We start from the raw sequence: 14,362 nt of genomic DNA on the forward strand, positions 1-14,362 counted from the left end.
TATTCGGGGAATGGAACAAGATCCTTATTTTTCGCTCAGGCTCGGGGCATTGGCATCCTGGGCCGCCAGCGTCTGCAGATCGATCAGGTCCGACATAATCATCAGGGTCTCATCCAGAATCAGGTCGTGATCATTTTCTGCATCCTCGTCCTCGGAGAGGAATGCGCCGGATTGAATATCGTCGAGTTCCTTTTCCGCTTCGGCTTCGGCCAGCCGTTCCTTGAGGGAGAGGGAAACGGTTTTGGTTTCATAGCGTTTTTTGAGCCGCTCCCGGCGGGCCAGGTAAACCTGGAATTCTTCATTGGCCGCGAGGCGTTCTGCAGACTGCGCGGTGAGGGCCGGAAGATAGGCTTCAAATCCGTCGTTCGTGCGGTACATAGCGGGACGGATGGTATCCCACGGCAGAGCATGTTCCAGGGAATCTTCACCGATATCCATCACATCGAGATAGTCGGGGATGTAGATATCGGGTCTGACCCCTTTGAGCTGCGTGGAACCGCCGTTGATACGGTAGAAACCGGCAGTGGTCAGCTTGAGCGAGCCTTTTTTATCGCCCAGCGGCATAAGGGTCTGAACAGTTCCTTTTCCGTGGGTCTGACGGTCGCCGACAATGATGGCGCGTTTATAATCCTGCAGGGCGGCCGCCAGAATTTCCGAAGCCGATGCACTGAGGCGGTTCACGAGGACAATCATCGGTCCGTCATATTCAACCGTCGGATCGGCGTCGGGCAGCACCTGTACACCTTTTTTCTCTTTTACCTGAACAATGGGACCGGAGGAAATGAACTGTCCGGTAATGTCGATGGCTTCAACCAGTGAGCCGCCGCCGTTATTGCGGAGATCAAGAATGAGACCTTCAATGCCTTTTTTCTGCAGTTCGCGAGTGAGCCGCCGGACATCGGTTGAAGCCCGCCGGGCATCGGCAAGATTTCTGCTGGTTGCGCTGAAATCGGCATAGAAATCGGGGAGGGTAATCACGCCGATCTTACGGAAGCTTCCATCATCGAGTTCAACGTCTTTGATTTCACTTTTGGCGGCCTGCTCTTCGAGTTTGACTTCGTCGCGCACGATATCGATTTTTTTGGTGCGTGTGCCGGAGCGGTCGGAGGCCGGAATGACGGTGAGCACGACGGTGGAATCTTTTTCACCGCGAATGAGGCGAACCGCTTTGTACAGCGGCCAGTGCAGAATGCTCACCGGTTCTTCGTCGCCCTGGGCAACCGCAACGATTTTGTCGCCGGCTTTCAGACGGCCGTCTTCATCGGCCGGTCCGCCGGGAATAATGCGGACAATGCGTGCCGTTCCGTCGTCCGGGCGCAACATGGCTCCGATGCCGACGAGCGAAAGTTTCATGTTGATATCAAAATCTTCGACACTGCTGGGCGACATATAGTCGGAGTGCGGATCGTAGACGAGTGAAAAGGAGGAGAGGTAGCGTTGCAGAATCAGCTCTTCGTCGAAGGATTCCATGGTGAGCTGGAACTGTTTGTAGCGCTCAAGGATAAACTCTTCAGGGGAAAGGTTGGCGTCTTCGGCATCTTCATCGTATTCCGTTTGTGCAACGTCGTTCGTGTTTTCTGTTTCGGCTTCAGCCAGAGCATTGCTGGAAACCGTATCCACATGGTTGGTGTCGTCGGCATAGACCTCTTTGGAAACGAGGCGCGCGATATATTCATTTTTCAGGCGCTTCCGCCAGAGATCATTCCACTCGGCTTCGTTTTTGGGCCACGGTGCGTCTTTACGGTCCCATAAAAACTCTTCTTCCACTTCAAGATCGAACCCTTTCTCGAGCTGCTGCTCGATAAAAGTCATGCGGTTATCAATGCGCTGCATGAGGATTTCGTAGGCATTCCGGGCAAAATCAATATCGCCTTTACGAAGCTGCTTGTGGAGCAAACCGGCTTCCTGAGAGAATGTATCGATATCGGACTGGAGGAAATAACTGCGCGACGGATCGAGCGAGTTGATATAGAGATCAAATGCATTGGTGGAAATGTGCTCGTCGAAGTGAAGCTGGTTGAGATGAAAGACGGGCAGGGAATAAGCGACAGTCCGGCTTATTTTTTTGACGTCGAGGTCACTTTTTTCCAGCTCACCGATCCCAAGCATAGGAAGGGCAAGCAGGGCGAAGACGAACAGTGTGCTTTTAACTCTCATAAAAATCCTTGCTGGTTAAGACTAGATAAACTTCACAATATCGGCTGGGTATTTCCAAAACAAGCCGCATTAAGGGTTAGATTCCTGAGTTTTTACCTTCAACCCGTGTAACGATGCCTGTATTTTCCTGCACTCAAATTTAGACGATAACAGGAGTAATTTTTATGACAGCCAAATTGACTGAACGTTCAGAATGGAAGGCGCTTGAGGCTCATTTTACCGATGTGAAAGATCAACACCTTCGCGATCTTTTTGCCGATGCCGACCGTGCCGGTGCTTTTACCCTGCAGGCCGAAGACCTGCGGCTGGACTATTCCAAAAACCGCATGACGGCCGAAACCATGGAAAAACTTGTGGCACTGGCGGAATCAGCTGATCTCAAGAAGTGGATCGAGGCCATGTTTACCGGTGAAAAAATCAACGCCACGGAAGACCGCGCCGTACTGCACGTTGCCCTTCGCTCGCCGAAGGAGGCTGTTATTGAGGTCGACGGCGAAAACGTGGTGCCCAAAGTGCATGCGGTACTCGATCAGATGGAGGAATTTTCCAATCTGGTGCGTTCCGGAACCTGGAAAGGGTTTACGGGAAAGAAAATTAAAAATGTGGTTAACATCGGTATCGGCGGTTCTGACCTCGGACCGGTTATGGCCTATGAAGCGCTCAAGCCCTACACGCAGCGCGACCTGAATATTGTGTTCGTTTCCAACGTTGACGGCACCCATATTGCGGAAGCCCTTCGCGACCTCGATGCGGAAGAGACCCTCTTCATTGTGGCTTCCAAGACCTTCACTACGCAGGAAACCATGACCAATGCCCACACGGCACGGGCCTGGTGCATTGATGCGCTGAAAGATGAAAAAGCGATTGCCAAACATTTTGTGGCCCTGTCCACCAACGGCGATGCGGTTTCTGAATTCGGGATCGATACCGCCAATATGTTTGAATTCTGGGATTGGGTTGGCGGCCGCTATTCGCTGACATCCGCCATCGGCCTGCCGCTGATGATGGCCATCGGTCCGGAAAACTACCGCGAGCTGCTCGCCGGTTACCATAAAATGGACACCCATTTCCGCACCGCACCGTTTGCCGAAAATATGCCGGTAATCCTCGCGCTGCTGGGCATCTGGTACAACAATTTCTTCGGTGCCGAGTCGCAGGCCATTCTTCCGTACGATCAATATATGTCCCGCTTCGCGGCCTATTTCCAGCAGGGCGATATGGAATCCAATGGAAAATACATCACTCGCGATGGTGAAAAAGTGGAGTGGCAAACCGGGCCGATCATCTGGGGCGAACCCGGAACCAACGGGCAGCACGCCTTCTATCAGTTGATTCACCAGGGCACCAAGCTGATCCCGTGCGATTTTATCGGCTTCTGCAAATCACAGAACCCCATCGGCGACCATCACGTTAAACTGATGGCTAACTTCTTTGCCCAGACCGAGGCGCTCGCCTTCGGAAAAACCAAAGAAGCCCTCGAAGCCGAAGGCGTACCGGCCGAACTCGTGCCGCACAAAACGTTCGAAGGCAACCGTCCGACTAATACCATTATGGCCGAAAAACTGACGCCGTCCGTGCTGGGTCAGCTGGTGGCGCTCTATGAACACAAAATCTTTGTGCAGGGTATTATCTGGGATATTTATTCCTTCGATCAGTGGGGCGTGGAGCTCGGAAAGATCCTGGCGAAAGCCATTCTTCCGGAACTCGAAGGCGATGCCGACCTCGCGCACGACGCCTCCACCAACGCCCTGATCGAATATTTCCGCGCCAACAAATAAAGGGGATATCAGGTTCCAATCCGTGGAAAAGACCGGGTCCGGTTTCCAATCTCTGGAAAACGGACCGCGGGTCATGACGCTGAGGGGTAGACGTGTGCCGGGAGCGAGCCCGAGGCCTTGGGCCTCGGCTACAGGCGGGTGCAGGCATAGATCGCAGCGGAAAAAATAATTACGGCGATTAGGAGCTTCAGCTGGAAGCTCCTTTTTTGGGTCTTGTGGTGAAAGACGAGCATCCCCAGCAGAATGCCGGGGAAGCCGCCGAAAAACGTCGGGGCAATCAGCTGGGCCTCGGGGATGCGCCGTCGCTCTTTGATGGCGAGACGCTTGTCGATCGCCATCTGTATGAAGGCACCGAGATTGGCGGCGCCGAGAATGTAGAGGATGGTCTGAGTCATAATTATTTCGCCTTCGGGGTGTTTTTCAGTGCGGCCGGCACAGCGCCTTAACCATGACATCGTCCCGGGTCACACTTGGAATGCCGATCTTTTTTCTGAAGATCTTTACCCACAGCTCTTGTTCCGTGGCGAGGTCCATCTCAAGTCAGCGGTCCTGAAATAGGGGGCAACCGCAATTTTCCCTGTTGAAATAAGAGGCGTACCCGCTGGTTAGCCGTTTTTTCCTGTTAGCATTTGTTGTAGTTCAGAAATTGTTTTTGGAGGGTTAACAATTTTCCACTCAATCCCTCTTTTTGCATGGTTCCATTCAAATATCCCAATTTCTTGGAGAACTACGCCAAGGTAAGACGCTCCTTGAGCATGAGTGATGTCATTGGGTTTAGAATTCAGAATTGCAGTCCCTAATCCATCTTTCTCTGTGCCATTGCTCATTAATTCAACATTATTTGCAAGAGGGAACCATTGGTCAGAAAATTTGTCTTTGAGCCAATTGATGATTTCGAAAATCTCAGTTAATTCATATTCATGAACTCTGCCTTCATGATTTTGAATGCTGATTCGTGGGGTTATTAATTCCCAGTCAAACTTTTTGGCTTTTCCTCCATTTGTTGATGACATGATATACCCTTTCTTTTCTATGGTTAGATCTTATGGCTGAAGTTGACTTAGTCACGTCTCTGACTGATTCCCTCGTTCTCCGGACTGGTGGGTGAGCAGGGCATCGACCGACAGGCTTCCGCCGCCTCTGATGAGAAGAAACAGGCTCCCCAACCACATCGCAAAGTCGGTTCGCATCTCGTGAGCCATGACCCAGAAGCCGTATGTGTGAAGGTCTCGCAGGGCGAACGGCCCAAAGCTGTGTCCGAGTCCGATCGGGATCTTGGTGACCGCAATCGCAACTGACATGATGATGAAGGTGAAGATAGCACCCCCGCGCGTTAGCAGCCCAAGTAGAATCAAGAGGCCTCCCAGCACCTCAAACACACCTACGCAATTGGCGAAGAACTCTGGACTCGGAAATCCCATCTTCTCGAACCGCCCAGCTCCACGGGCAAGGGGGTAAAGAAATTTTTGAACTCCTTCAGACAGGAAGACCGCACCAACCATCAGGCGGATCAGAATGGTAGCCTTCGAGGTGTCCGTTCTCATGAGTTTCTTCAGCATATCATCTCCTTTCTCTTTCAAATCGTCGTATTGCTGAGAATGGTGGTTCTGCTTATTTTTTCTTCAGGACATAATAATGAGGTTTTTGACCTCGTTCAGTAACATCGCCACTAATCCATTCGAAAAACAGGTAAGATTCATTCTCAATCTCTTTAATATAGTAATGGGCAGGATGTTCACTATCCGGATCTACCTTGCCTTTTGTCCAGTCCTGCTGATATTTATCAACTTTTTTGTTACTGCATGTAACATACCCTCGCTTGTGGAAATCCAGTTCCAATAGAAATAAATCACCCTTCCAATATTTTGTGGAAGGATTGAATTGATCAATGGTTTTTACGAAATCAACGGTCTTCCATCTTCCCACAACTTCCGGGTCTTTTTCGAATGCATGGGCTGTTGAGCAAATCATGAATGCAGATACCCATGTAATGATGCTGACTATTAACTTTGATCTCTTCATTTTATTCCCCTTGGTTGTTTTTTTTGCAGAACATTATGGATGAGCTTCCGTGCGCATAAACTTTGACCTAATCAACGGGTATTTTCACGGTAAGCTCCAGCCGCTGGTTCTGCCTGTTTTTAATTTGGAGTAACAGCAACGATAATATCTTCAACCCCGGATTCTCTAAGCTTATTCATAATTGAAACGACAATTCGATGCGGAACATTTTCATCTACGGCTAGCATTACTTTCGAGCTATCAATTTCAACGGGTAGTTCATTGAGATCAACAATTTGATCCTTAACAAAAATTTGATTATTCTCATCAACTTTGACAACGCTACGTCCGCTTGGTGATGGAGTCGGAATTATAGGTTTATTTACGACTATAGTTTCTGATTGTTTGAGATCTTGTATCGGAAGGGCGACTGGGACTTTTGTATTTTGGGGTTCAGCTTGTTTGTCTGAAGTTGTACATGCTGCAACTCCGGTCAATATCACGCTGATTGCGATTAGATTAATGAATGATTTCATTTGTTTCCTTATGTTTGCAGAACGTTAAGGGAGCCTGAGTGGATAGTGCTTCAACTTCATCGACGGGCATTGTCACGATAGACTCCATCTGCTGGTTGGCTATTTTTTCTTTTTAAGCTTCTTTTCTACCCTGAGTTTGAAGTCCTTTTTTATCGTCGATCCCAGCTCAATTTCTTCTTTAGCATTTGGGAGGAGTTTCCTTGAAACTGTTGTGGTTATTCTCTTAGGAAATTTATCCTTGAGCACATATTTTTCATAACTTTCCTTATGGCCTCGGTTGAACCCTTTTTTATACCAACGCGTTGCTAACTCAATTAGTGCATTTTCAATGGCATCTCTCAAATCGGAACGCAATGGGCCAGCGTCTGAGAGTTCTTCTCCCTTCATTATTTTTTCAATTTCTTCAAGTGTTTTGTTTATGGAAGAAGTGGCTCCCTCTGCGAAACCTTTTTCAAACTGTGTTTTTTTCATGGGGTTCTCGTTTTTTTATAAGCGAACGTTACGGGTGACCCGCCGTGCCTTGTTCGTTGCCTGACTCAACGGGCGTTTTCACGGTAAGGGCAGGCCTCTGGTTATGCCTAGTTTATTAATATATGTGTCCATTCCCCATCAGGAGTGTAACGCAAGCTAACATGTTCATCTGCGGTTACATAGTAGCCCGTCCAGTTTCCATCTAGGTCGAACTCAACTTTTACGTTGTTTTTTGTCGTTACCAATGTGTGGATATGTTCCCCGTTGGTTGAAAACATGATATCCACGAGTTCACCTGCCTTAACTAGATATGCTTTTTGATTGAGGTCTAAGTCATATAGATATGGTCCGCCATAACTCCGGTTGAATCTTGGATTTAACGAGGAGTTGAATTTTGGATTAATTGATGAATTGAACTTCGGATTGATCTGTGAGTTAAACTTCGGATTGATCTGGGAGCCTTGCTCCACTCGTTCATGCGGAAATAAAAACGGCACAAGTTGAGACCAGGTTGGAATGTTCAATCGGTAGTGGTAGTTGGCAAAACACGAAGATTGGGACAGGGAACTTTTTGTCTTTACTCAGAGGGACTTAATGGTGGTTCGCTGTTTTTTATATTTTAAGCCCAGCTTTGTAGAGTAGTTCTTCAATTGTAGCTCGATAATCCATTCGCAGAGTTCGAATATCATCTTTACGGCAATTGTATCGAATGAGGTGTGCTGACAAATTCCCTAATTCACGAAACTGATCTATAGCTTTTCGTACACCACCCGATAGTCCAATTTCTGGCCTTGATTTGGCCTTGTTTATCAGGGTCTTCAGGTTCTGGAATCCTCCATCGGAATCCGTGATTTCGGAAACAATACCCGCTTCCTCAAATGAGTGAATAATTAATACTTCCAACAGCCGTCGCATCATCATTGCACAGGCATCAAAGAGGTTGTTTTCATAACTGGCATTGATCTGCTGAACTATCTTCACAAGATAGGGTCTGCGAATTTCTTCAAATAAGATCTCAGGAATGAGGGTGCTGTCCGAGACGATTTCTTCTGAATCTCCAATGTCTGGAAAATCTGCACGAAGTGATTTGAATGAAGATTTGCTCAGTCGATAGAGGTCGGACTTCGAACCGTTTATGAATGCTGAGGATTTTTTAATTCGACCCTTTAGCCTCGTCGCATTGGGACGTGCATACCCTAATGCGACTAGGATCTCTACCATCTCTGGAACAGAGAATTCTTGTTGATCCTTGTCTTCAGAAAAGAAAAAGGCAAGTAGCTCAACCTTCCTGATCTCTGAGGATTCATCAAGAGACACCTTTCGAGCATAATGTTCGATATTCATACAGTCGCCTTGGGCAGTTGATCAGAGACGAAAATATCACCACCTCGCGTCATCACCCATTCTCCGGCTTCCTCGCTCTCGGTTTCTTCGTAATAATCTTTCTCGTTTTTATTATTAATCATGATTTGGTGGAGATGCCCCGGCCGGTCAAGTTTCAGCATTTTATATGAATACTCAATTTGCCCTTCCGTGAAGCAGGCTTTTTCCAAAATTTCGGTAATGTAGTATCCGATAACGGCTATTCGATCACCGTTTGCTCGCCCTGGATTTTTATCGTCGAAGAATTCTTTTAGTGATGGAGTCCCATCGCCCCCATGAATATCGTATTTTTCTGCTTTAATATTGGGAGCGCCTCTTTTCTTCCTTGGAGCCTTGGCTCCATCGTTATCTTTAGCGGGAGCTGTTTTCTTCTTGGCAGGAGTCGAAGTACTCGTGCTCTTCTTTCGTATAGTCTTTGGTTCGCTTTGTTCTGCTTCGGCAATGAGCTGCTTAAACTCATTTAAGTACTTGGTGACAAACTCCTCGCTTCCTTCGAGTTCTATGATTCGGGTGTTCAGGTCGATTTTTGCTTTGGTGTTTGTCATGGTTTTTATCTCCATTATTTATGTTAGCGAACAGTGGCATATATCGATTCGTTAGTTTTAGTGGGTATCTCTACTCTTTATATCCCGATATCGGCCCGCAAGTCTATGCAATCTTTTCTTTTGTATATAAGAATGGCTGATCAGGAGGTTATGAGTCGAATGGCCTGCGCGACGGCGTCATCGGCGGATTGGGCAACGTGGATTGCGGGATCGGGGGAAGCATCGCGGGAAACGGACCAGGTGTGGAGGCCGATTACGGGGACTTTGAGGCGGAGGGCGAAGGCGATTTCGGAGAGGGTGCCGTAGGCACCGTGGACGGCGATGACGGCGTCGCAGGAGCGGACGAGCAGGGCGTTGCGGTAGGCCCCGAGGTCGGTGGGAATGCCGATGTCGATAAATTCGTTGGCGTCGGCTTTGTCGGTGCCGGGCAAGATGCCGACGGTTTGTCCGCCGGCGGCTTTGGCCCCTTCGGCGGCGGCGCGCATCATGCCGTCGAGCCCGCCGCAGAAGAGGATGGCCCCGGCGTCGGCAATGTTGCGTCCGACGGCCAGGCCGAGTTGGTATTGTTCGGGGGTGGTGGTGTGGGGGCCGAGTACGCCGATGTGCAGTTTCATGATGCGGTTCCTTTCTGGGTTTGAGGGTTGTGTGCCGGATTGGATGTTCATATTGATTTACGCTTTTGTCCGGCTTATCCGTCCGCCGGTTTCTGTTGGCCGCGTCCGGTTTTCATGGCGGGAGTATGAAACACAAATCCGGTTGGAGCCAGCTGTGAGTTGGTGCAAATAAACGCATGGAAATTCCGGGGTGTTTTCGGGGGGAGGGGTAGGGCTGATACTCTGTTTGATTCCTTCCCGGTAAAAACCTCGTCGTCCAGAATCTTCGCGTCCTCCAGCGGAGCGGGTGGGGCAAAATATACCCGTATGTTTCAGCAAGTGGTATAACTGCTGTTTTGGGAATGGGGTTGTCTTTTGGGATTTAAGTTTCAGGCAGAAGGGCATAGACTGCCTGCACGTTATGAATCTGCTGTTCCGGAACATTCTAGCTGTGCTTTTTTGCGTTTTTTGGGCATCTGCGCTTTATGCGGATGGGCCGGACGGCGTGGAGTATCGCGTGAAGATCCGGGGGGCGGAAAATAATGCGCTTAAAAAATCGATCAAAGAATCGTGCCGTACATACACGATGCGTAAACGGCCTCCTTCCACGGTCGGCCAGCTGCGCCGCCGCATGGAGAAGGATGTTCCGCTGATTGAGACGCTGCTGGAGGCGCGCGGTTTTTATGACGGCACGGTTCAGATGGATCTGGATGCTGAACGTGATCCGATGCGGGTGACGATTCGGGTGGAGCAGGGGGCGCAGTATCGGTTCGGCCGGGTGGATCTGCTGTTTTCCGGTGAAGGGGATGAACAGCTGGAGAAAATCAAGCCGCTGATCCGTCGCAGGCATAAGGCGGTGGCGGCAACGGTGTTTACTGAGCAGCAGCGGGTGCTGGATCTGATGGCGCGGCGCGGGTATCCGTTTGCCGAGCTGAGCCGGCGTTCGGTGACGGTTGACCGGGAGCGGAAACGGGTGAATCTGGTGCTGGAGTTTAATCCGGGAACGCTGTCGTTTTTCGGGAAATCGACGGTGGAGGGGCTGGAGCAGATTCCGGATAAATATGTGTATCGGCAGATTCCGTGGAATCCGGGCCGGCGCTATGATGCACAGTTGGTGCACGATTTCGAGACGCGGCTGCTGGGCACGGGCCAGTTCGGTTCGGCCCGGGTGGTGCCGCAACGGTCGGCCGAGGGGACCAATGCCATCCCGCTGAACATTAAACTGAATGAACGGGCCATGCGTACGATTCGGCTGGGCGTGAACTATTCGGATATCGGCCCGGGCGGGCGCATCTTCTGGTCGCACCGCAATATTTTCGGCGGTGGTGAGCGGTTCGAAACTTCGCTGAGCGGATCACCGATCGAGGTGAAGTGGGACGGCAAACTGACCCGCGCCGGTTTTCTGGATGGCCGGCAGACGCTGGTGCTGGATATGGCGGCGGGCTATGAGGATCCGGATGCGTACCGGGCAAAAAACGGAAAAATTTCGGGGATGGTACTGCGCGATTTTACGCCGAATATTCAGGCGGGGCTGGGGAGCGGTTACCGTTATTCGCTGGTGGATCAGTTCGGGGAGCAGGATCGTTTTTCCTATGTGTTTTTTCCGGTTCAGGGCGTGCTGGATTATCGGGATGACCGGCTGAATCCGTTGAAAGGGTTTCAGCTGTTCGGGCGCACGGCCTGGTATGAGGATACCACCGGGAATGATTCCTATCTGAAGTCGGAGATCGAAGCCCGGGAATATATTTTGTTCTGGGAGCGTATTCATCTTTCTCTGGCACTGCGCGGCAAGATCGGCAGCATCGATGGTACGGATGTTTCGGCGGTGCCGGCCGATGAGCGTTTTTATGCGGGCGGCGGCGGATCGATCCGCGGCTATGAATATCAGCAGGTCGGTCCCCGGGTGGACGGAACGCCGACCGGCGGTAACCGGGTGGTTGAATTTTCGACGGAACTGCGGATGCAGCCGGGGAATCGGCTGGGATATGCGCTCTTTCTGGATGGTGGCACGGTTTTTACCGACCTGCTTGATTGGGGGACGGATCGGTCGTTGCGGTATGGCGCGGGTTTAGGGTTGCGCTGGTTCACGGGCATTGGTCCGTTGCGCGCGGATTTGGCCTTTCCGCTGAATCCGGATGATGAGCAGGTGGAGCGGCTTCAGTTTTATATTTCACTGGGACAGGCGTTCTGATGGCGGGAAAACGTTCCAGAGTCTGGAAAGGGCTGCTTCTTATTCTGCTGCTTCCTGTGGTGTTGTTCGGATTGATTCAAACGCCGCCGGGCAAAAGTCTGTTGGCAAAAGGACTGGAAAGTTCGCTGAATTCATCGGGACGGATGCAGGTGCGTATCGGAAAGATTTCGGGGTGGATTCCGGGCAATGTGGCCATCGATTCGCTCGAGGTTGAAGATGACGGGGGCGTTTGGCTCACCGTTGAAAATCTGCATTGCCGGTGGATGATTCGTGATCTGCTGGAGGATCGTGTCCGTCTGGCCCGCCTGGGCGCGGATGAAATTGTCTGGCACCGGTTTCCAGCGTCTGGAAAAAAAGCGCCGCGAAGAAACGGTGGTGGTTTCCGGCCTTTGGAACTCTGGCTGGATGATCTTTCGGTGGCTTCGTTCAGGCTGGAAAAACCGGTGGCGGGCATGCCGCTGGAATATACGGTGCACTCCGGTGGTCTGGCCTATCTGCCGGACGGAACGCTGACCGGCCGGCTGGCGATCGGCGGCGATGCGGAAGGCGTGGTGGATCTCGATGCCCTGTTGCGGGGCGGCCCGGATGATCAGCTGGTGCTGGAGGCGGAGGTGGAGCAGCTGCATCGGCCGACCTTCGGTTTTGATGCGCTTTCAGGTGCCGGGGAAGCGGTTATTGATTCAACCGGCGTCAAGGCACAGCTGGCGCTGGAGCTCGACGGGGACCGTTTTTCGACCCGGCTGCAGTATGGCCACCGCATGCTGAACCTGCAGCAGATGCAGTATAACGGAACCGGATTTGCGCTGTCGGGGGATACGAGTCTGACGTTCAGCAACCGGGAGGTTGATGTGGCGGTGAATGCGGTTTTTGTGGATGTGCAGACGAACCGTTATGATCTGCAGGGAACCGCCCGCGTTTCAACGGAGAACAAGCGATGGGCGGTGGAGGTGGAATCGGCCGAAATTCGCGGCTGGGAATCGGTGGCGGTGAAGCTGTCCGGCACGGTGGACCCGGAGGCGGTTAATTTGAGCGGTGCCTTGGCGGAGATGGCGGTTGCTGATTTTCCAATGGCTGGAACGTCCAATTTTACGGGAACGGTGAAGGGGGCGGTCCGTATTACCGGGTCGCTGGAAAAACCGGAGATTACTTCGGGAATTAAGGTTTCGGGGTTTGCCAGTTCCGAGGAGGCGCTGGATGAGCTTCCGGAACTCGATTTCTCGATCAACTGCGGCGTGGCAGATGGTGGACTTTTTGCAGATACCGCCATCACCAACGGGGCGGACGGGCATCTGACGGCTTCGCTGAAGATGCCGTGCCGGTTCTCTTTTACTCCGTTCAGGTATGCGCCTGAGGTGGAACAAATTGCTCTGCAGATGCAGGCGAATATGGATCTGGGGCTGCTGAACCGGCTGGCTGTTTTTCAGGATCAGCGTCTGGCTGGACGGATTGAGGCGTCGCTGGATTATGCGGATCAGGAGCCGTCGGGTTTTCTGCGGATTCGTGACGGGGCGTATGAACACTATGACTGGGGACTGGTGATCCAGCGCTTCAATGCCGATCTGAAGGCCACGGATCAGGGGTTGGTTATTGAGCAGGTTTCGGCCACCGGTTCGGGAGCGGGCTCGGTGAAAATGGAGGGCGGGTGGTATCGGTCGGGCCTGGGAATCGGGCTTGATTTTTCCAATGCCTGGATGATCCGGCGGGATGAAGTGGAAGCCCAGGTTTCGGGACATCTGGCGATTGACGGCCATCCGCTGCGGCCTGATGTGTCTGGAAAACTGACCCTTAACCGTGCGGATATTCTGCTCGACAATATCACTCCGCCTCCGCCGCCGCTTTTGACGGAGTATGATGCTTCGGAGACCAACCGGACGGTGGTTTCCGGACCTCGGAAAAAAGCGCTGCCGTTCGGGCTGGATGTGGTGGTGGATATCCCCGACGAGGTGTTTGTGAATGCGTCGATGGTGGAGGCGGTGCTGGGCGGCCGGCTGCAGGTTACCGATTCGCCGGAAGGCATTTCGGTGAAAGGGGAGATTACGCCGCGGCGGGGATTTGTCAGTTTCATCGGTAAAAAGTTCCGGTTCACGGAAGGGGAAATCGTGCTGGACGGCTCGGTGCCGGCGGTGGCGGTTATGGATAATCTGACGGCGGAGTATTCGCGGCGGGATGTAACCGCGCGTTTGGTGCTTAACGGTCCGGCAAACGATCCGCGTTTTCGGCTGGAATCCGATCCGGCGATGCCGGAGGACGAGGTGCTGTCGCATGTGTTGTTTAATCGCGACACGAGTTCCATTTCGCCCTGGCAGGCCTATCAGATTGCGGCTGCGGCGCGGCAGCTTTCGGGCGGGTTGAACGGTCCGGGATTTATGTATCAGATTCGTCGGGCCATCGGTTTCGACACGCTGGAGTGGCGCGAGGCCGAGGTGGCCGGTGAGGCTTCGTCGGTTGCGGCGGGGAAATATATTACCTCGGGACTCTATGTGGAGGTCAACCGTTCGCTCGATGCGCAGCAGCAGACCGGAGTGGCGGCGGAGTTGGAAGTGACCCGCCATTTTTCGGTTGAAACCTACACCGGTTCGGAGATGCGCGCAGGAATCGGCGTGAACTGGCGGCTTGATTACTAGGCGGAAAACCGAGTAAAACCAGTGTTTTTACTGGGAAAAGGGTTATTCCATAAAACCCTTACAACTATTTCCATAAATCCAGC

Annotated in this window: 13 protein-coding genes; 3 read left to right on the forward strand and 10 right to left on the reverse strand. The window is 51.8% G+C overall.

Annotated elements, in window-relative coordinates; all coding sequences use genetic code 11:
* Nucleotides 1-24: 24 nt before the first annotated feature.
* A complete protein-coding gene (locus P9H32_RS15930; RefSeq protein WP_322609908.1) occupies nucleotides 25-2,157 on the reverse strand; it encodes a carboxy terminal-processing peptidase in 2,133 nt (710 codons plus the stop codon).
* A gap of 164 nt (nucleotides 2,158-2,321) precedes the next feature.
* Between P9H32_RS15930 and pgi the strand changes: the two genes are divergently transcribed.
* On the forward strand, nucleotides 2,322-3,935 hold the full coding sequence (gene pgi, locus P9H32_RS15935; protein WP_322609909.1) for a glucose-6-phosphate isomerase: 1,614 nt from the start codon (nucleotides 2,322-2,324) through the stop codon (nucleotides 3,933-3,935).
* A gap of 128 nt (nucleotides 3,936-4,063) precedes the next feature.
* Here the strand turns inward: pgi and P9H32_RS15940 are convergent, their stop codons facing one another.
* The 9 genes from P9H32_RS15940 to P9H32_RS15980 all read right to left on the reverse strand — a co-directional run bounded on the left by P9H32_RS15940 (nucleotide 4,064) and on the right by P9H32_RS15980 (nucleotide 9,485).
* Nucleotides 4,064-4,330 (reverse strand): DUF1294 domain-containing protein, encoded by a 267-nt coding sequence (locus P9H32_RS15940; protein WP_322609910.1) that lies wholly within the window; start codon nucleotides 4,328-4,330, stop codon nucleotides 4,064-4,066.
* Nucleotides 4,331-4,540: 210 nt separating this feature from the next.
* Nucleotides 4,541-4,948 (reverse strand): hypothetical protein, encoded by a 408-nt coding sequence (locus tag P9H32_RS15945; protein WP_322609911.1) that lies wholly within the window; start codon nucleotides 4,946-4,948, stop codon nucleotides 4,541-4,543.
* Between the two features lie 51 nt (nucleotides 4,949-4,999).
* The gene (locus P9H32_RS15950) at nucleotides 5,000-5,494 is read right to left on the reverse strand and encodes a DoxX family protein (RefSeq protein ID WP_322609912.1); all 495 of its coding nucleotides are present in this window, start codon (nucleotides 5,492-5,494) and stop codon (nucleotides 5,000-5,002) included.
* A gap of 52 nt (nucleotides 5,495-5,546) precedes the next feature.
* On the reverse strand, nucleotides 5,547-5,957 hold the full coding sequence (locus P9H32_RS15955; protein WP_322609913.1) for a hypothetical protein: 411 nt from the start codon (nucleotides 5,955-5,957) through the stop codon (nucleotides 5,547-5,549).
* 119 nt (nucleotides 5,958-6,076) lie between these two features.
* Complete coding sequence (locus P9H32_RS15960; RefSeq protein ID WP_322609914.1) at nucleotides 6,077-6,472, reverse strand: ExbD/TolR family protein; 396 nt, start codon at nucleotides 6,470-6,472, stop codon at nucleotides 6,077-6,079.
* A gap of 99 nt (nucleotides 6,473-6,571) precedes the next feature.
* On the reverse strand, nucleotides 6,572-6,943 hold the full coding sequence (locus tag P9H32_RS15965) for a hypothetical protein (protein WP_322609915.1): 372 nt from the start codon (nucleotides 6,941-6,943) through the stop codon (nucleotides 6,572-6,574).
* Nucleotides 6,944-7,555: 612 nt separating this feature from the next.
* Entirely contained in the window at nucleotides 7,556-8,287 is a 732-nt protein-coding gene (locus tag P9H32_RS15970; protein ID WP_322609916.1) for a DUF4145 domain-containing protein, read from the reverse strand.
* On the reverse strand, nucleotides 8,284-8,871 hold the full coding sequence (locus P9H32_RS15975) for a hypothetical protein (protein WP_322609917.1): 588 nt from the start codon (nucleotides 8,869-8,871) through the stop codon (nucleotides 8,284-8,286). The genes P9H32_RS15970 and P9H32_RS15975 overlap by 4 nt, the downstream gene beginning before the upstream one ends.
* 140 nt (nucleotides 8,872-9,011) lie before the next feature.
* Nucleotides 9,012-9,485: a TIGR00725 family protein gene (locus tag P9H32_RS15980; protein ID WP_322609918.1), complete on the reverse strand. Its 474-nt coding sequence runs from the start codon at nucleotides 9,483-9,485 to the stop codon at nucleotides 9,012-9,014.
* A gap of 496 nt (nucleotides 9,486-9,981) precedes the next feature.
* Here P9H32_RS15980 and P9H32_RS15985 point away from each other — a divergent pair, with 496 nt between their 5' ends.
* Complete coding sequence (locus tag P9H32_RS15985; protein ID WP_322609919.1) at nucleotides 9,982-11,655, forward strand: autotransporter assembly complex protein TamA; 1,674 nt, start codon at nucleotides 9,982-9,984, stop codon at nucleotides 11,653-11,655.
* A complete protein-coding gene (locus tag P9H32_RS15990; RefSeq protein WP_322609920.1) occupies nucleotides 11,655-14,279 on the forward strand; it encodes a translocation/assembly module TamB domain-containing protein in 2,625 nt (874 codons plus the stop codon). Before P9H32_RS15985 ends, P9H32_RS15990 begins: the two co-directional genes overlap by 1 nt.
* Nucleotides 14,280-14,362 lie beyond the last annotated feature (83 nt).

The sequence above is a fragment of the Pontiella agarivorans genome (assembly GCF_034531395.1).
Lineage (GTDB): Bacteria > Verrucomicrobiota > Kiritimatiellia > Kiritimatiellales > Pontiellaceae > Pontiella > Pontiella agarivorans.